Annotated in this window: 21 protein-coding genes; 7 read left to right on the plus strand and 14 right to left on the minus strand. The window is 52.6% G+C overall.

Translation table 11 applies throughout. The annotated features are described in order from the left end of the window. Positions 1 to 159: 159 nt before the first annotated feature. From WFP70_RS16255 to WFP70_RS16285, 7 genes are all read right to left on the minus strand, one after another. Positions 160 to 804, minus strand: a complete 645-nt coding sequence (locus tag WFP70_RS16255; protein WP_337023842.1) for an oligosaccharide flippase family protein — start codon at positions 802 to 804, stop codon at positions 160 to 162. 74 nt (positions 805 to 878) lie between these two features. Beyond that, a complete protein-coding gene (locus WFP70_RS16260) occupies positions 879 to 1,145 on the minus strand; it encodes a hypothetical protein (RefSeq protein WP_034823852.1) in 267 nt (88 codons plus the stop codon). A 436-nt stretch (positions 1,146 to 1,581) separates the two neighbouring features. Further along, positions 1,582 to 1,977, minus strand: coding sequence for a polyketide cyclase (locus WFP70_RS16265; RefSeq protein WP_097119647.1), 396 nt, complete (start codon positions 1,975 to 1,977; stop codon positions 1,582 to 1,584). Positions 1,978 to 2,195: 218 nt separating this feature from the next. Beyond that, positions 2,196 to 3,338 carry an alanine racemase gene (locus WFP70_RS16270; RefSeq protein WP_442956353.1) on the minus strand — a complete coding sequence of 381 codons (1,143 nt, stop codon included), beginning with the start codon at positions 3,336 to 3,338 and terminating at the stop codon, positions 2,196 to 2,198. 72 nt (positions 3,339 to 3,410) lie between these two features. Then, a complete protein-coding gene (locus WFP70_RS16275) occupies positions 3,411 to 4,865 on the minus strand; it encodes an efflux transporter outer membrane subunit (RefSeq protein WP_337023844.1) in 1,455 nt (484 codons plus the stop codon). A gap of 139 nt (positions 4,866 to 5,004) precedes the next feature. Beyond that, positions 5,005 to 5,928, minus strand: coding sequence for a kdo(2)-lipid IV(A) palmitoleoyltransferase (gene lpxP / locus WFP70_RS16280; protein ID WP_034823845.1), 924 nt, complete (start codon positions 5,926 to 5,928; stop codon positions 5,005 to 5,007). 424 nt (positions 5,929 to 6,352) lie between these two features. Next, on the minus strand, positions 6,353 to 7,216 hold the full coding sequence (locus tag WFP70_RS16285; protein ID WP_337023845.1) for a YicC/YloC family endoribonuclease: 864 nt from the start codon (positions 7,214 to 7,216) through the stop codon (positions 6,353 to 6,355). Positions 7,217 to 7,390: 174 nt separating this feature from the next. On the opposite strand from WFP70_RS16285, the gene WFP70_RS16290 reads away from it, so the two are divergent. Then, a complete protein-coding gene (locus WFP70_RS16290; protein ID WP_337023872.1) occupies positions 7,391 to 7,834 on the plus strand; it encodes a DUF3574 domain-containing protein in 444 nt (147 codons plus the stop codon). Between the two features lie 67 nt (positions 7,835 to 7,901). Here WFP70_RS16290 and WFP70_RS16295 read toward each other — a convergent pair whose 3' ends face one another. Beyond that, positions 7,902 to 9,086: a NupC/NupG family nucleoside CNT transporter gene (locus WFP70_RS16295; protein WP_337023846.1), complete on the minus strand. Its 1,185-nt coding sequence runs from the start codon at positions 9,084 to 9,086 to the stop codon at positions 7,902 to 7,904. A gap of 146 nt (positions 9,087 to 9,232) precedes the next feature. Here WFP70_RS16295 and rph point away from each other — a divergent pair, with 146 nt between their 5' ends. Then, positions 9,233 to 9,949, plus strand: a complete 717-nt coding sequence (rph, locus tag WFP70_RS16300) for a ribonuclease PH (protein ID WP_034823841.1) — start codon at positions 9,233 to 9,235, stop codon at positions 9,947 to 9,949. Positions 9,950 to 9,998: 49 nt separating this feature from the next. After that, positions 9,999 to 10,640: an orotate phosphoribosyltransferase gene (gene pyrE, locus WFP70_RS16305; RefSeq protein ID WP_034823839.1), complete on the plus strand. Its 642-nt coding sequence runs from the start codon at positions 9,999 to 10,001 to the stop codon at positions 10,638 to 10,640. A gap of 95 nt (positions 10,641 to 10,735) precedes the next feature. Here pyrE and slmA read toward each other — a convergent pair whose 3' ends face one another. The 3 genes from slmA to coaBC all read right to left on the minus strand — a co-directional run bounded on the left by slmA (position 10,736) and on the right by coaBC (position 13,104). Beyond that, the gene (slmA, locus tag WFP70_RS16310; protein WP_097119650.1) at positions 10,736 to 11,332 is read right to left on the minus strand and encodes a nucleoid occlusion factor SlmA; all 597 of its coding nucleotides are present in this window, start codon (positions 11,330 to 11,332) and stop codon (positions 10,736 to 10,738) included. 115 nt (positions 11,333 to 11,447) lie between these two features. After that, positions 11,448 to 11,906, minus strand: coding sequence for a dUTP diphosphatase (gene dut, locus WFP70_RS16315; protein WP_337023847.1), 459 nt, complete (start codon positions 11,904 to 11,906; stop codon positions 11,448 to 11,450). Further along, complete coding sequence (coaBC, locus tag WFP70_RS16320; RefSeq protein WP_337023848.1) at positions 11,884 to 13,104, minus strand: bifunctional phosphopantothenoylcysteine decarboxylase/phosphopantothenate--cysteine ligase CoaBC; 1,221 nt, start codon at positions 13,102 to 13,104, stop codon at positions 11,884 to 11,886. The genes dut and coaBC overlap by 23 nt, the downstream gene beginning before the upstream one ends. 189 nt (positions 13,105 to 13,293) lie before the next feature. On the opposite strand from coaBC, the gene radC reads away from it, so the two are divergent. The 4 genes from radC (at position 13,294) to mutM (ending at position 15,496) form a co-directional block, all read left to right on the plus strand. Continuing rightward, positions 13,294 to 13,950, plus strand: a complete 657-nt coding sequence (gene radC, locus WFP70_RS16325; protein ID WP_337023849.1) for a RadC family protein — start codon at positions 13,294 to 13,296, stop codon at positions 13,948 to 13,950. A 243-nt stretch (positions 13,951 to 14,193) separates the two neighbouring features. Further along, entirely contained in the window at positions 14,194 to 14,430 is a 237-nt protein-coding gene (gene rpmB / locus WFP70_RS16330) for a 50S ribosomal protein L28 (RefSeq protein ID WP_007885297.1), read from the plus strand. Positions 14,431 to 14,448: 18 nt separating this feature from the next. Then, a complete protein-coding gene (gene rpmG, locus WFP70_RS16335) occupies positions 14,449 to 14,616 on the plus strand; it encodes a 50S ribosomal protein L33 (RefSeq protein WP_001051798.1) in 168 nt (55 codons plus the stop codon). Positions 14,617 to 14,686: 70 nt separating this feature from the next. After that, positions 14,687 to 15,496: a bifunctional DNA-formamidopyrimidine glycosylase/DNA-(apurinic or apyrimidinic site) lyase gene (gene mutM / locus WFP70_RS16340; RefSeq protein ID WP_034823825.1), complete on the plus strand. Its 810-nt coding sequence runs from the start codon at positions 14,687 to 14,689 to the stop codon at positions 15,494 to 15,496. Here the strand turns inward: mutM and coaD are convergent, their stop codons facing one another. The 3 genes from coaD to waaA are packed head-to-tail and all read right to left on the minus strand — an operon-like array spanning position 15,497 to position 18,033. Then, positions 15,497 to 15,982, minus strand: a complete 486-nt coding sequence (gene coaD / locus WFP70_RS16345; protein ID WP_097119655.1) for a pantetheine-phosphate adenylyltransferase — start codon at positions 15,980 to 15,982, stop codon at positions 15,497 to 15,499. Then, complete coding sequence (locus WFP70_RS16350) at positions 15,979 to 16,755, minus strand: glycosyltransferase family 2 protein (RefSeq protein WP_097119656.1); 777 nt, start codon at positions 16,753 to 16,755, stop codon at positions 15,979 to 15,981. Before WFP70_RS16350 ends, coaD begins: the two co-directional genes overlap by 4 nt. A gap of 3 nt (positions 16,756 to 16,758) precedes the next feature. Further along, positions 16,759 to 18,033, minus strand: a complete 1,275-nt coding sequence (waaA, locus tag WFP70_RS16355; protein WP_337023850.1) for a lipid IV(A) 3-deoxy-D-manno-octulosonic acid transferase — start codon at positions 18,031 to 18,033, stop codon at positions 16,759 to 16,761. Positions 18,034 to 18,092: the final 59 nt, after the last annotated feature.

An 18,092-nucleotide genomic window follows, 5' to 3' on the forward strand; every position in this document is an offset into this window, starting at 1 on the left:
CTTTCGCATTAAAAAATGTGATGTGATCTGTGTGATCGTGCAGGTCTGAGGGGTAAGAAGAGATGTTAACCGTATCAAAAAAGAAAAAAGCGTGCTGGCGACCAGCACGCGAACGCATCTTCTCAGATGCCCAGAGCCCACCATACAGACTTGTTTTTATTATCCGTTTCTTGCTCGCACGTTAGCGAAACTTTTCAGGCTAAAACGGTAATCTGGCTGGAACCAGGAACGACCGTAGTAGCAGTAGACCAGCATTCTGATGGATACCATGGCCAGGTAGCCCCATATAGCGCACAACACTGAAGGGGTCAGCCATACGGTAAACAGTGTGACACCCAGACCAACCAGCACCGATGAGGTTTCTGTGAAGGCGATACGCGAGAATTGTTTCTCACGCTGTAATATGGCGCGATAATGTTGCCCTTGTGGAATAATGATGAAAATCACCGAAATCATTTCCAGCATAATCGCCATTTCCGGTTGGTTCATGATTCGGCTATATAAATCACTACCAATAAACAGCACAGCGAATATCATCATGCCACTTAATACATTTCCCCAGTAGAGAATGGAAAGTTCGCTGTTATTAAGATTTATATTTCTGATAACTGAATTGCCAAATCCACGGTCGGCAAGCGTATCAATAATCAATAACATCACAATGGCAATGGCGAGTAAATCTAACTCGTTTGCCTGAAGTATTTGTGCCAGAAGTGAAAGTTGTAAAACACCAATGCCGACGATTTTTATGGATGACAAAATTGACCATTTGGCGCTGGCCAAACTTTTTTCTCTTATCGCCATGTTCTGCTCGTTATGGTACATGTACCAATGCAATTAAGGGTTCACCCGGGCGCCTGCCCAGAGTACAGATCACATCAATGCAGCGTGTCCTGACGCAGCCCTGAAATGCCTTTCAGAGTTTGCCACGTAAAGATGCATTCAATTAAATGATGTTCTGAATTTAAAGAGATGCCCCTGGCGCGTAAATATTTCATTGTCTCAGCGGTATCTCCTCCTGTTCGGAGGAAATCCGCAAGATCATTATAAAATCCCTTTGAATTATTATATTCCCCGGCCAGTATCCTACTGGCAATCTCAACAAATTCTTTTTCAGACAACAAAGGATAGGTTGAGCGATCCATGTTATTTCCCTGCTGTTGTTATTATCGGGTATTGCTGTGTGTGAATGAGTTATACCGTGTTTTAATTAAATTAACACCATAAGAAAACTCCTATAAATGAACTTCAGAAATAAATGGTTTCAGACTTTGCATCAGAATAGATAAGGGGACGGATGAGCGATTAATAAGTCCTGTTAGACATTTTGATCGGCGATTAAACAAGCCATTTGAATAAGTAAAAAAAAACACCGATAAATCAGAGGGGCTAAGACTTAGGAGGCGTGCTCTCACCAGGAATTTTCCTGGTGAGAAGACTTTAGCCAGACTGGTGATTAGCACGAAAAGCAACAGGTATTATCGTTAAACAGTTAAACGCTATTGCGTAGAAAAAGATGACTTTTTTATTGATTGCTTCCAGCGAAAGTTAAAGCAGTACGATTTTTATAATGCATTGATTCTAATGAGTTAACAGGTGGAGAAGTTGATCCAGGTCGCGTTTTACCCAGTCAACGTCCTGAGCAAATTTTTCATCAGACATAAGGGGTTGGCGATAAACCACCATCACCACTTCGGCTCCCTTTTCGTTAGCAATCACGCGCATCGGCATATAAATCTCCTTACCGCTGCCGGTATCGATCCAATGATCCATGACGCCAAAGGGGTTGTGTGGCGTGAAGCGAATTTTCACTGAACCTTCAGGTCCTTTGGCTTTCCAGTAGTTACCCTCTTGCGTGAGCGTACTGGCACTTAGCCCACTGGCCCATTTGGCAAAGCATTCAGGTTTCCAGATGGTTTCATATAAATCTAACCAGTTGCGGGGAATGGTCAGCGTGACTGTCTGAGATGGCAGCATGGAACCTCCGTTAGGCGAATGAAAGGCAGGGAATCCGTAAGGGTGGCTTCTGGAGATGAATGATGGCCGCCACAGTAAAATGGCGGTCTTAAGGCCGTACCCTACAGAATGATGAGACTGCCTACAGCAAAGAGTACCTTAACTGAAGGGGATTCCGCTGCAAATGGCAGGATAGTGGAAGTGTGCTGCAACAGAGGTTTCCAGTAAAAATCCTGCTATCAGATAAACTTGCCGCGTCCCTGAATATCCTTCATCTCTGCTGTACCGTCCTGATGGCGTAAAACGAAGCGGTCAGATTGAGCCACTACCGCGCAGCTGTGATTGGGGAAGATGCATAGCAGAGCCCCAAGCGCCGGAGCATGATCTCCGTATTGCAGAAAGCCATGCTCTTCCGAAAGTTTCAGAACTTCGTATTGGTTGCCCTGCTCATCAACGGCGATACCGAAACCGCTGGCGTTAGTGCCGTGTGGACCCTTATCAGAGCTGAGCATCTTGGAGCCGGCATCAATAATCGCGAAATGCGGATTAACCGCCACTACACGCGTTACCACGCTGAGTGCCAGTGCATCGGGCGTGCACAGCCCCAGGCGCCAGGCGGTAAGATCCAGCAGCGCATAATTTCCCGGACGAATTTCGTCGCTGCCTTCAGCCACGGGCGCGGCCAGGGCTGTAGGCGTGGAGCCAACAGAAATGCGGCAACGCGCAAAGCCTGCAGCGATCAATTGCTGCTGAACCTGGTTCATTAACATGATTTCTTGCTGTGCAACTTCAGCGATAGCCTCGGCATGACCCGCGCCGTAAGCATGGCCGGCGTGCGAAACCAGTCCGGCAAAAGGCAATCCCGCTGCTTTAATCTGCTGCGCCAATGCCACGGCCTCACCGCTGTGCGGATCCACTCCCACGCGATGCAACCCCACATCGACTTTAATGGCGATAGACAATTCACACGTGGGCTGCTGGCGATGCGCTTGAGCGATTGCCGTGACGCCGAGAGTACAGTCGGCAATACAGGTGACACGCGCCTGATATTGCACGGCGACAGCCAGTAATTCAGTGAGTGTATCGGCGTGAACAACGGGATAAGCCAGCAGCAAATCGCGCTCCCCACCGAGGATAAAGGCAACACCCTCACTAGGTTTTGACACGGTAATACCACGCGCACCTAACTGGCGTTGCTGTTCGGCAATCCAGACACTTTTATGCGTTTTGATATGTGGACGCAGCGTGACACCTGCGGCATCGGCTTTTTGCTGCATGTGTTGCAGATTGCGTTGCAGGCGCGTCGCATCAATTTCGAGGTAAGGTGTCAGTCGGTCAGCGATAAGCGGGCGTAACCAGCCGGCATTGGCATTCTGTTCCATCATGATAGTCCGCAGAGTATTCCAGGTGCGGACTATCATTCATCAATGTGCGGCAGAATGCCAGCCGTCAGCTTATCCCTTCACTGAAGTGTCAGTGTTCTGGAATCCGCCGCCCAGGTCTTCAATTAATACCACTGCCAGATTGATCTGCTGCGCCTGCAACGCCACCAGTTTCTGATCGGACTCGATGAGTTGGTTCTGGATGGTTAGCACATCAAGGTACGGACGCAATCCTGCGGTGTATTCACGGTTTAAATCATCCCATGCGCTATGAATGAGTTGATTCGCGCTCTGCTGCTGCGCCAGCTGATCCTGAATCGACTGCAGTTGCGTAATGGTATCGCTGATATTCCCCAGGGAACCAATCAGCAGCTTGTTGTACTGCGCGACAGCCAGATCATAGTTAGCGTCACTTTCCGCTAAATCGGCGCGGCGCTTGCCGGCATCGAAGATCGGCAGAGACAGACTTGGACCCACGTTAAAGAATCGGCTGGGTGCACCGAAAAATGCATCGCCGAGCAGTGAACGGGTACCGGCTTCCGCCACCAGGTTGATGTTGGGATAGAACTCGGTTTTCGTTGCGGCAATTTGTTTTGATGCTGCTTCTACGCGCCAGCGTGCTGCCACCACATCCGGGCGACGACCCAGTAGCTCCGCCGGAATATTACCCGGCAGCGTGGCGGCAATGGGGACATCCATTTTCGTCGCTTTCAGTTGGTGCCAGTAATCCGGCCCTTTACCAATTAGCGTGGAAAGTTGAATGCCAGCATCGGTGACATTCTGTTTGGCTTCGGTCAGGGTGGCTTCAGCGGTTTTTTGCTGCGATAACGCCTGCTTGTATTGATAGTCGGACGTCAAACCGGCGCTGACATACTGCTGCTGAATTTTGGCGATGCCACTGGAACGGTCGGCATTCTGTTTTGCCAGTTCAGCGTTCGACCAGGCCAGGTTGAGGTTATTCCAGGCGCGCGTCACGTTGACGGCGAGCGTCAACTGGCTGGCCTGGCGATCCAACTCACTGGCGCGCGCCTGACCTAGCGCGGCTTCTGCTGCATCTTTCTTACCGCCCCACAGGTCAAAGGTGTAGCTCATGCCGATATTGGCCGTGCGCAGCGTGCTGTAGCTTTTACCTTGCAGAAGCGGGTCGTCGACTTTTGCCACACGGGAACGCGTGATCCCGGCATTAAGATCCACATCGGGATAGCGCTCAGCCTCGGCGGCAATGACCTGAGCATTGGCTTTGTCTGCCTGCGCGTTCACCACCTGCAAATCCGGGCTTGAAGTCATAGCATCGGAAATGAGCCGATTCAGTTGTGGATCGTTAAATCCCTGCCACCATTCGGTTTTTGGCCAGTTTGCTGCGCTGAAATGCGCGCCGCTAAGGGATGCTTTGGCTTGCAGTGAGTTGGCATCAAGCAGTGAGTTATGAGGATGTAAGCCGTGCGGATTGGCACAACCGGTCAGCAGAGCGCTGGCCACGGCAAGCGCCAGCAGCGCGCGTGGTTTAGTGGTAAATTGCAGGTTCATGTTTTTGGTCAGAATAGAAGAGAGCAGACCATTACATGAGTCTGTGCAATTTTTGACAAACCTGTTTTTCGTTAAGAATGGTTGGTAAATGTGAGCAGTGCAGAAGGGGCAGCAGGCGAAGGCCTGCTGCATCAACAGATTAGACGTAAAGTGACGCTTCACCCGGTGGGCGAGTTTTAAAGCGGCGGTGCAGCCATAAGTACTGCTCAGGTGCGCGCAGGATCTCTTTCTCGATCACTTTATTCATGTAAGCCGCGGCAGCCGCTTCATCTTCATACGGATAGTTTTGCAACTCCGGTTGAATGATGAGCTGATAACCGCTCTTATCGCTGTTGCGGATCAGCACTATCGTTAGCATGGCCGGTTTAGCCAGACGCGATAATACGAAGGTGCCATTGGTGGTAGCCGCTTTTTCGACAGCAAACAGCGGAGCGAACACGCTGCCTTTCGGGCCGTAATCCTGATCTGGCGCGAACCAGACGGCTTCGCCCTGTTTCAATGCCTGCACCATACCGCGCAGATCGCGACGATCAATCATCGCCTTATTCGATCGCATACGACCTTTTGTCTGCGCCCACTCCATTGCCTGATTATTGTGAGGGCGATACATCGCCATCATTGGCTGGCACAGTCCGGTAATGCGGCCACCCAGCTCAAGCGACATGAAATGCACACCAATCGCCATCACGCCGCGATGGTTTTGCTGCGCATTTTGCAGGTTGTGCAGGCCTTCAACCTGGAAATAACGGCGGACGCGCGCATCCGACCAGAACCAGGCAATACCGGTTTCTGCCAGCGCCATACCAAGGGATTCAAAGTTACCGGCGATCAATACCTCTTTATCTTCCTCATTGATATGCGGGAAGCAGAGTTCAATATTGCGGCGGGTAATGCGCTCACGACGCTTCAGAAAGTGACGCGACAGCTTGCCGGCAGAGGCGCCAAGCCGAATTAAAATAGGATAGGGAAGCTGCACCAGCAGCCACAGCACACCCAGTCCAAACCAGGTAAACCAGTAGCGGGGATGTAAAAGTTTAGAATTGAACTGCCCGTTTTTCTTCATAACGCCTTCAGGGAAAGAGTGGGTGTATCGCACAAAGAAGGGTGTCCATGAATTCCTGGCGGTACGGCTGTGTTAATTACGACCAGTAGATTAGCAAATAGTGCCCTCAAAGAAACGTAATCTCTGCAATCTTTAGGATTGAGAGGTTTCATTGAGGAAGCGTATTTTCAACGGAAGATTCATGGAATGAAAATAAATAATTGAAGATAAACAACAACATAATTTCTGACTGTGATAGTCCATAAGGTTGATTCACAGTCATGTTTGGTCAGCCATTGACATGCATCATCATCAAAGCTTTCACAATCTTTACATTGCAAAGTCTGCAAAGTGGTCTAGAAGATAAACGAAACGTGCTGGGCATGCTGAGCGGGCAAAAAAGCCCGGATCACCGGGCTTTTTTTAACACCAGCCGAATGAGGTGTTATTCGATGTTCTGAATCTGCTCGCGCATCTGCTCAATCAATACCTTCAGCTCAATAGCTGACGCCGTGATATCGGCATTGATCGACTTTGAGGCCAGTGTGTTCGACTCACGATTGAACTCTTGCATCATAAAGTCGAGACGGCGGCCAACCGCTTCTTTCTTCTTCAGGATGTTGTAGGTCTCTTTGACGTGCGCATCCAGACGATCCAGCTCTTCCGCCACATCAATGCGCTGCGCCATCATGACGAGTTCTTGCTCAAGGCGCGTATTTTCCAGCTGTACTTCCGCTTCTTCCAGTTTGCTGATCAGACGTTCACGCTGCCACTTCACCACTTCCGGCATCTGCGCACGCACTTTGCTGACTTCCAGCGACACGCCTTCTAAACGCTGCTCAATCAGGGTCTTGAGCGCAGTGCCTTCGCTTTCACGAGCAATGATAAAGTCATCCAGTGCGCCGCCGAGTGCGGTCAGCAGTTCGGTATTGATAGCATCCAGATCCTGTTCCTGAGCTGACATCACGCCAGGCCAGCGCAGAATATCCAGTGGATTAATTGCGCCTTCGTCGGTTTGCATCTTCACCCAGTTGGCGGAGCGCACCAGCTGTTTCGCTAAGGCTTCATTCAGTTGCAGCTCACCTTGTGCACTGGGGTCGGCATCAAAGCGCAGGTTGCACTCGATTTTACCGCGCGTCAGACGATTACGGATACGCTCGCGAATCACCGGCTCCAGGCTACGAAATTGTTCCGGTAGACGGATGTAGGTTTCCAGATAGCGTTGGTTTACCGAACGGATTTCCCAGGCTGCGCTGCCCCAGTGGCCTTTTGCTTCGCGGCGGGCGTAAGCGGTCATGCTGCGGATCATAAGCTTGTACTCATTTTCAGGAATGTTCATCGCATTATAGTGATGGCAGCCAAACCATGATAGGCATAAGCGCAATGAGCTCACGCCGCGCGCAACTTTCGGTGAAAAGGATGACGTATCCACCTTTCACACCCTATGATGTCCTGTGTGATACCTAAACAGTCTGAGGCTATGATGCTGAATAAATTGGCGATGCCGTTGGCGTTCGTCTTCTTTCTGGCCGGATGCCAGACAACCGCTGCACCTACTGAACAGATCCCACCGAATACCGCTCCTGTTGCTGTGTGCGGCTCAGGGGACATCATGATGCAAACCACTCTTTGGTTCGGGATGAACAAGCCGAAAGGCGGCGTCATCAGCAGCAGCGAATGGCAGCAATTTGTTGATAATGATGTCACGCCACGATTCAAAGATGGGCTTTCAGTGTATGACGGTAAAGGTCAGTGGCTGGGAGAGGGTGGAAAGCTGGCGCGTGAAAACAGCAAAGCGTTAATGCTGATACATCAGCCGGACCGTGCAAGTTCTGACAGCATCAATGCGCTGCGCGACATTTATAAAAAGCGCTTCGATCAGGAGTCGGTGATGCGTGTCGATTCGCTGGTGTGTGTCGCGTTCTAAAGCAGAACAGGGCCGCTTTGATGGGCGCGGCCCTGTATAGAGCGGCTAGCTGGCCGCTCCGCTGTGATTAAATGAACAATCCTGCAAACGCGGCTGACAGCAGGCTCACTAACGTGGAACCATAAACCAGCTTCCAGCCAAAGCGCGATACCACATTGCCCTGGCGCTCATTCAATCCTTTAATCGCTCCCGCCACGATGCCAATTGAGGCAAAGTTAGCAAACGACACTAAAAACACGGACAGAATGCCGAGACCGCGCGGTGACATTTCCGCAGCGACTTTCTTCAGCTCAATCATGGCCACGAATTCATTGGCCACCAGTTTGGTCGCCATGATGCTTGCCGCTTGCAGGGCATCGGCAGAAGGAATGCCAATCAACCACGCAAACGGATAGAAGACATAGCCAAGCAGTTGCTGGAAGCTGTAGCCAAATACCGCGGCAAACAGAGCGTTAATGGCGGCGATCAGGGCGATAAATCCAATCAGCATCGCCAGAATAATCATCGCTACTTTAAAACCTGCCAGGATGTATTCGCCCAGCATCTCAAAGAAGCTCTGGTCTTCGTGCAGCTTATCCAGTGCAATGCGTTCTTCATTTTCCGGGCGTGTCGGATTGATGATCGACAGGATAATGAAGGTACTGAACATATTCAGCAGCAGTGCGGCAACCACATATTTTGCATCAATCATCGACATGTAAGCACCGACAATCGATAGCGACACCGTCGACATCGCAGTTGCGGCCATGGTGTACATGCGCGGTGCGGAGATATCGCCGAGGATACCTTTATAGGCGATGAAGTTCTCCGATTGACCCAGAATCAGCGTACTCACGGCATTGAATGATTCAAGTTTTCCCATCCCGTTCACCTTCGACAGCAGGGTACCGACCAGACGAATCAACAACGGCAGAATACGCCAGTGCTGCAAGATGCCGATCAGGGCGGAAATGAACACAATCGGACAGAGCACGCCGAGGAAAATAAACGCCAGTCCCTGTTTCGCCATATTGCCGAACACAAAATCGGTACCTTGCGCAGCAAAGGTCAATAAGGTTTCGAAGAAGCCGCCGACAGCGGTCACCACAGACTGGCCGCCCGCAGAATGCAGGAAGAACCAACCCAGTGCCGCTTCAACCACCAGCAATTGAATAATAAAACGTGGGCGAATCAGTTTGCGGTCATGACTGACCAATAGCGCAAGGGCGAAGATCACCACCAGCGCCAGCAGGAAATGGAGTATTGCTGTCATCATTTGTCTTTTTATGAGAGGAAAGGGCGCATTTAGCCACAGCTGAGGCGAAATTTCATCCGGGAAAAGTGCCGCATGTAGGCAGGACAGCCGCGCACGAAGTCCGTATAATGCGCAGCCAAACCTAAGTAAGCCGGAGAGAAACCATGCGTCCAGCAGGCCGTAACGCATCTGAAGTGCGTCCCGTCACCCTCACTCGTCACTACACCAAACATGCAGAAGGATCCGTGCTGGTTGAGTTCGGTGAAACCAAAGTGCTGTGCACCGCCACCGTTGAAGAGGGTGTGCCACGTTTCCTCAAAGGCAAAGGTCAGGGCTGGGTCACTGCGGAATACGGCATGTTGCCGCGTTCCACCCACAGCCGTATGGCGCGCGAAGCGGCCAAAGGTAAGCAAGGTGGCCGTACGCTGGAGATTCAACGTCTGATTGCTCGCTCGCTGCGTGCCGCAGTGGATTTGGATGCGTTGGGCGAGTTCACCATCACACTGGACTGCGATGTGATTCAGGCCGACGGTGGCACGCGTACTGCATCGATTACCGGTGCATGCGTCGCGTTAGCCGATGCGTTGAATGCACTGGTTGCGGCGGGCAAGTTAAAAGCCAGCCCGTTAAAAGGCATGGTGGCGGCGATTTCGGTCGGTATCGTTGGCGGTGAAGCGCTGTGCGATCTGGAGTACGTGGAAGATTCTGCGGCTGAAACCGATATGAACGTCGTCATGACTGAAGATGGCCGCATGATTGAAGTGCAGGGCACCGCCGAAGGCGAGCCGTTCAGCCATGAGGAATTACTGCAACTGCTGGCGCTGGCGCGAGGCGGCATTGAGCAGTTGATTCAGGCGCAAAAAGCAGCGCTAACAAATTGATATAACAGGCGACCATAGAGTCGCCTTTTCTTTATTTGAGGAGTGAGAAATGAAAGCCTGGCAGCGTCAGTTTATTGAATTCGCCCTGAACAAAGGGGTGCTGAAGTTTGGTGAGTTCACCCTGAAATCGGGTCGTAAAAGCCCATACTTCTTTAATGCCGGTTTATTCAATACCGGCCGTGACTTAGCGCTGCTGGGACGTTTCTATGCGCAGGCGCTGGTGGATGGCGGCGTTGATTTTGATCTGCTGTTTGGCCCGGCCTACAAAGGGATTCCGATTGCCACCACCACGGCCGTCGCACTGGCCGATCATCATGATCGCGATGTGCCTTACTGCTTCAATCGTAAAGAAGCCAAAGATCACGGTGAAGGCGGCTTGCTGGTCGGTAGCCCGCTGCAGGGTAAAGTGATGCTGGTGGATGATGTGATCACCGCGGGTACCGCTATTCGTGAATCGATGGACATCATCAGCGCGCACAATGCCACATTGGCGGGCGTCATGATTTCGCTGGATCGCCAGGAGCGCGGCCGTGGTGATATCTCCGCCATTCAGGAAGTGGAACGTGACTATCAGTGCAAGGTCACGGCGATCATTACGCTCGCGGAACTGATTGATTATCTGGAAGAGAAGCCTGAAATGGCAGACCATCTGGCGAAAGTGCGGGCGTATCGTAAAGAGTACGGTATTTAACACCGCGGCTTTATCACGGCCGCCATCGCTGGCGACCGGATGATGGACCAAGGTATTTTATCGCGCGCCCAATCATGGGCGCGCCTGATGAATCGCTACACTAACTGTGCCGCAATCAGTGGCCAGCGGCTGTCAAAATCAGTGGTTGGACGATAGCGGAATTCAGATCGCACATAGCGGGAAAGCAACCCTTCGCAGAACGCCAGCAACTGGCTCGCCAGCAGCGTTTCATCAGTCTGGAAGCCTTCCCCATCACGCATTTTCTTTTCTCGCATCACCTGACGCAGCTGCACCTCAATGCGTTCGAACAACTGATTGATACGCCCTTGCAGGCGATCCTGTTCAAACATAAGCGCGTGGCCAGTCAAAATGCGTGTCAGCCCCGGATTACGCTCACCAAATCCCAGAATCAGCTGCACGATTAAACGCAGTCGTGCGAGTGTTTCTTTCTCATCTTTCAGGATTAGATTGATGCGGGTAATCAGACTGTCTTCAATAAACTCGATCAGGCTGTCGAACATACGCGTTTTGCTCGGGAAGTGGCGGTAGAGTGCCGCTTCCGAAACGCCTACATTGGCTGCCAGCTTGGCGGTGGTGATTCGCTGACTGCCATCGCCCGACTCCAGCATTTGCGCTAGCGCCTGCAAAATCTCTTCGCGACGATTCCGTTTCGCGGCTTTTTTTTCTGCCATGACCTTCAAGACCCCTGAAATTCACCAAAAACAGGCAATACTGCCTCGTCAGCCACAAGCAGTTTGGCCCGTAGCGACGAGAGATAAAAAGATGGCTTGCGAAAAGTGTCGCGTGTTACTGACGACCAGAGTGGCCAAAACCGCCGGCGCCGCGATCGCTGGTGTCAAAATCTTCCACCAGGTTGAATTCGGCTTGTACCACCGGAACAAAGACCAGTTGTGCCAAACGGTCGCCAGGCTGCAGCGTAAAGCTATCCTGACCACGGTTCCAGACGGAGACCATCAGTTGGCCCTGATAATCGGAGTCGATTAAGCCCACCAGGTTGCCCAGCACGATTCCATGCTTATGGCCCAGACCTGAGCGGGGCAAAATCACAGCGGCCAGCGTAGGGTCAGCAATGTGAATCGCCAGACCAGTTGGCACCAGCGTGGTCATGCCTGGGGAGATCTCCAGTGCACCATCAAGGCAAGCACGCAGATCGAGACCCGCAGAACCCGAGGTGGCATAAGTTGGCAGTGGGAATTCGTTACCCACGCGCGCATCCAGAATTTTAACGTCGATTTTTTTCATCATAACGGCTGACAATCTCGTCTATTAATTGTTGGCCAAGGAGCGTCTTATCACTGAGCGGTAAGACTTTCTCTCCTTCCTGCCAAAAAAGGTGAAGAGCATTGGTGTCGCTATTGAATCCCTGTCCTGCCTGCGCCACATCGTTCGCGCAGATTAGGTCCAGATTTTTTCGCACCCGTTTTTGCCGCGCGTATTCTTCCACATTCTGGGTTTCGGCAGCAAATCCCACCACATAAGGGCGATGTTTCTGTAATGCCGCTACGCCTGCGACAATATCCGGGTTCTTCACCAACTGCAGCGTGACGTTATCATCGCCACCCTGTTTTTTGATTTTCTCTGCGGCAATGTTTGCCGCCCGGTAGTCTGCCACGGCAGCGCTGGCAATGAAAATATGTTGTTGGCTGATTTGCGCCATCACCGTCGCTTCCATTTCCAGTGCACTCCCCACATCAACGCGCGTGACGCCAGCGGGCGTAGGCAGTGTGACCGGGCCCGCCACCAGTGTCACCGTTGCGCCACGTTTTGCGGCGGCGGCGGCAATGGCGAATCCCATTTTACCGGAGCTGTGATTGCTAATGTAACGAACCGGGTCCAGCGCCTCACGGGTTGGGCCGGCGGTGATCATAATGTTGAGATGTTGCAGATCGTTGACGGGCGCGGCCCACTCCAGCGCATGAGCGACAATTGCCAGCGGATCAAGCATGCGGCCGGGACCTACATCGCCGCAGGCCTGGCTGCCGCTGTCCGGCCCCCAAATCAGAACGCCTCGCTGATCCAGACGCTGAAGATTCTCCTGGGTGATAGACGCACGGTACATCTGCTGATTCATGGCCGGCACGATCGCCAGAGGTGCTGCGCTGGCGAGGCAGGCGGTGGTCACCAAATCGTTAGCCATCCCTGCCGTGATGCGTGCAATCAAATCGGCGGTCGCGGGGGCCAGTACAATCAGATCAGCCCATTTCGCCAGCTCGATATGGCCCATAGCGGCTTCAGCGGCAGGGTCGAGTAAATCATCCAGCACCGGATATCCGGAAACGGCTTGTAAGCTGAGCGGAGTGATAAAGGCTTTCGCTGCATCAGTCATCATGACACGCACCTCTGCGCCACGATCACGCAGACGACGAACCAACTCGGGTGTTTTATAAGCAGCAATACCGCCGCTGACGCCGAGCAGAATTTTTTTTCCGGCTAATCCCGTCATGTTCTTTGCCTCAACTCAAAACGGATTGCCGCTGTGATGCGGCAGATTCAGGCAACTTTATCACAAAATCCAGCGACCGCCTTTTCACGGCCTGCGCCCTTTGCGAGATGGCTCTGAAATCGCGACCGGCTTGCTGGTATGCCTCCTGGCAAATACGCACAATCGCCCTGACCCAGGAAGGAGAATGTCATGACGGAACTGGCCCCACGAGAAAAACTGGCCATCACAGGCGCAGAATCATTGAGCGATGCAGAACTGTTAGCGATTTTTTTGCGCACTGGCAGCCACGGTATTCCGGTAATGGCGCTGGCGCGACAAATGCTTAATGAGTTTGGCTCGCTGTATCGCATCATGACCGCTAATGAAACAGAACTGAGTGTGATTAAAGGTGTAGGTACGGCCAAGATTACCCAGTTGCATGCGATTGCTGAACTGGGGAGACGTTTTTTCGCCAGCCAACTGGCACGAGAAAATGTGATGGAGAATCCGCAGGTGACACGGCATTACCTGCAAAGCGTGCTGGCGCATCAGGAGCGAGAGGTTTTTATGGCGCTATTCCTGGATAATCAGCATCGGGTTTTGCAGGCGCAAAAGATGTTTACCGGCAGTATTGCCAGTGTCGAAGTGCATCCACGTGAAATTGTGCGCGAAGCGTTAAAACTCAACGCGGCCGCCGTGATTTTGGCGCATAATCATCCTTCCGGCATAGCCGAGCCCAGTCGCGCCGATCGTGATATTACCGGTAAAGTCGGACAGGCTTGCTCGCTGCTGAATATTCGCTTACTTGATCATTTGGTGATCGGTCACGGCGAGTATACCTCCTTCGCTGAGCGCGGTTGGCTGTAAAATAACCATCCGATTGCGCAGAAATGATGCATTTTCGCGCGATCCATCGGGATCTTTATTTGTTCGGGACTTGAGCACTTGGGCTGAGCGGCGTATACTACGCCACCTTTGAGAATCTCGGGTTTGGCGTTTGGGCCAGCTTAGCGGGTTCACATGGAACTCGCTTGGGCGGGCTAAGGCCTGACGAGGCGGCCAAAACCTAGTTTTTAAAGCTCGAGCTGATTTGATTTTTGGAGAATAGAAATGTCACGAGTCTGCCAGGTAACTGGAAAGCGTCCGGTAACGGGTAACAACCGTTCCCACGCAATGAACGCGACGAAACGCCGTTTCCTGCCGAACCTGCACTCTCACCGTTTCTGGGTTGAGAGCGAAAAGCGCTTCGTTACTCTGCGTGTATCTGCTAAAGGTATGCGTGTTATTGATAAAAAGGGCATTGATACGGTTCTGACCGAAATCCGCGCCCGTGGTGAGAAGTACTAAGTACTAAGGAATTGAATCATGGCTAAAGGTATTCGTGAGAAGATCAAGCTGGTTTCCTCTGCTGGTACAGGTCACTTCTATACCACCACGAAGAACAAACGTACTAAACCAGAGAAACTGGAACTGAAAAAGTTCGATCCGGTTGTACGTCAGCACGTGATCTACAAAGAAGCCAAAATTAAGTAATTTTGGTGTTCTTGCGAAAAACCCGGCTTCGGCCGGGTTTTTTGTTTCTGCGATTTGTTGAGGAGATGACATGCCTGAATTACCAGAGGTAGAAACCAGCCGACGTGGTATTGAACCACATATGGTGGGCGCAACGATTTTGCATGCGATTGTGCGTAATTCACGCCTGCGCTGGCCGGTCTCGCACGAAATTCATGCGCTGAGCGACCAACCAGTGTTGAGCGTGCAACGGCGCGCAAAATACCTGCTGCTGGAATTACCCCACGGCTGGATCATCATTCACCTCGGCATGTCTGGCAGTTTACGCATGTTACCGGGTGAGCAACCCGCGGCTAAGCACGACCACGTCGATTTGGTGATGAGTAACGGCAAGGTACTGCGTTACACCGACCCACGTCGCTTTGGTGCATGGCTGTGGGCCTCTGAGCTTGAAGGCAGCAGCGTACTGGCACATCTCGGTCCTGAACCGCTCAGCAGCGAATTCGATGGTGCTTATCTGTTTGAGAAGTCACGTGGAAAGCGCACGGTCATTAAACAGTGGCTGATGGATAACAAAGTGGTGGTTGGCGTGGGCAACATTTATGCCAGTGAATCACTGTTTACCGCCGGGATCTTACCCGATCGTTCGGCGATGAGTTTGAGTCGTGATGAAGCGGAGTTGATGGTGGCGACAATCAAGGCCGTCTTGCTGCGTTCGATTGAGCAGGGCGGTACCACGCTACGTGATTTCCTGCAAACCGATGGAAAGCCTGGCTACTTTGCCCAGGAATTGCAGGTGTACGGTCGGGCGGGCGAACCCTGCCGAGCCTGCGGTACGCCAATCGTCAGCGGCAAACATGGCCAGCGCAGCACCTTCTGGTGCCCTCGCTGCCAGCATTAATCAGGGCTGCGCCAGTTTTGTCAGCAATGCCTGATGCACCACGGCAGGCAGAAATGCCTGCACATCACCTTTATGACGCGCCACTTCCTTCACCAGCGATGATGATACAAACGAGAACCCTTCGGACGGCATCAGAAACACGCTCTCCAGTGTAGGTAGCAAATGACGGTTCATCTGTGCCAGCTGCAGTTCATATTCGAAATCTGACACCGCACGCAGTCCTCGCACCAGCACATTGGCATTTTGCGCTTTGGCGAAGTTCGCCATCAAATCGCTAAAACCCAGTACCTCAACATTGGCTAAGTGCTGAGTTGCCTGCCGTGCCAAATCCACGCGCTCATCGAGTGTAAACAGCGGCTTTTTGCTGGGGCTGGCGGCAATAGCAACCACGATGCGATCAAACATCTGCGCCGCGCGCGTCACAATATCCACATGGCCCAACGTGATGGGATCGAACGTGCCGGGATAAATCGCTTTGGTGCTCATACGCGACCTTGTGTTGAGGTGTGATGCAGCGCCCAGAGCGCTGAGTATTTGTTAAAGGTGTATTGCGCGTTGACGACGGCCAGAATCCAGCCCTGCTTGCCGTCGAGGAATCCGGCGCGCAGCAGCAACGTCTTAAGGAATGCGCCTAACGTGTGGCTGAAAATCGAGAAGATGCCACAACGCTTGCCTCGCTGAAAACGTTCTTGCGCCCAGGCTTCGGCATAATTCATCTGTTTACGTTGGAAAGCAATCAAATCGCGGCAGGTGAGATGCTGGAGATCGCCTGGTAACGTCACCACCGGTGCGCCCTGAGTTTCCAGCGATTCGTGCACCAGATTGTCATTGTAATTGAGTACGCGAGGATAGAGGCGCATCACGCGATCCGGATACCAGCCGCTGTGGCGCATAAAGCGGCCAAGGAACAAATTGCTGCGTCCCAGGCAATAAACAGTATCAGAGGGTGGTTGCTCCAGTACGTTTTCAATCGCGCGGCGTAACTCGGGCGTGACACGCTCATCGGCATCCAGCATCAGAATCATATCGCCGCTTGCATGGGCTTGTGCACGCTGGCGCTGCTTGCCGAAGCCCGCCCAGCCTTCAGCCTGATGCACCTGCGCGCCGTGCGCGCGGGCCACTGCTACGGTGTTATCCTGGCTGCCTGAATCCAGCAGCACAATCTCATCTGCCCAGCTCACTGAGGCCAGCGCCTCCGGCAGCAATTCAGCTTCGTTTTTGGCGATCATCACCACGGAAAGACGTTGGCGTTGTGGCATGCGTTAATGAGCTCGTGGCGGCAAATGTGGTTCGAGTAACTGTAGCAGACGCTGCAATGCGCCCTGATTTTGATGCAGCACTTCGACTGCGTGGCGGCCGTAATAGCGGCGGTAATCATCATCCTGCAGCAGGTTGGCCACCTGTTTCTCCAGCGAAACCACGTCCGTGACGGTGATCAGGCCTTCAGCCTGCTGCAATTTGGCGCAGATATCTTTGAAGTTCCATATATGCGGACCCATCAGCACCGGAATGGCATGCGCAGCGGGTTCCAGCGGATTATGACCACCGCGTTCTACCAGACTGCCGCCGACAAAGGCGATATCCGCAATGCCGTAAAGCAGCATCAATTCACCCATGGTGTCGCCAATCACCACCTGCGTTGCACCAGACGGAATTTCACCGCTGCTGCGCAGAGTGAAACTGAAACCGCGCTTTTGCGTCAGCTCGCAGGCATCTTTGAAACGTTCAGGATGGCGTGGCACCAGAATCAGCATCAGATCGGGGAACTGTTGCAGCAGACGACGATGCGCATCGAGGATGATGGTCTCTTCGCCTTCGTGCGTGCTGGTCGCGATCCACACCGGGCGGCGCGATGCCCATTGACGGCGCAACGTGACCGCACGGGCCGCCAACTCTGGCGTCACGGAGATATCAAACTTCAGGCTACCAGTGACGGCGAGATGCGTACGCTTGAGGCCCAGGCTCAGGAAACGCTCAGCATCCTCGTTGTTCTGCGCCGCAATCAGCGTAATACGCTGCAGCAAATCGCGCATAAAGCCACCGAGCTTTTTATAGCCTTTGGCCGAGCGCTCTGACAGACGGGCATTGGCAATGACCAGCGGAATTTGGCGCTGGTGCAGAATACGGATGATGTTCGGCCACAACTCGGTCTCCATGATGATCACCAGACGAGGTTCAACGGTATCAAGGAAACGGTTAATCGAACCGGGCAAATCATAGGGCAGATAGACATGATGCACATCTTTACCAAACGCGGACTGAGCGCGTTCGGAACCGGTTGGCGTCATGGTAGTCACGGTGATCGGCAGAGTAGGATAGCGATGGCGCAATGCGCGTACCAGCGGCACGGCGGCCAGTGTTTCACCCACAGAAACCGAATGCAGCACAATGCCGTGCGGTTCAACTTTGCCCACACAGTAGCCGTAGCGTTCCGCCCAGCGTTTACGATAGGCAGGTGCTTTTCGACCGCGCAGCCACAGGCGCAGCCAGATCAGTGGCTGTATTAAATAGAGCAGGGCTGTGTATAGAGTTGTCATAGTTATCGTTACGACAGATTCGCGTCAAAAAACACATGAAAGGCGGCATGTTATCAGAA

This window comes from Pantoea sp. USMM079, from assembly GCF_037153115.1.
Lineage (GTDB): Bacteria > Pseudomonadota > Gammaproteobacteria > Enterobacterales > Enterobacteriaceae > Pantoea > Pantoea communis.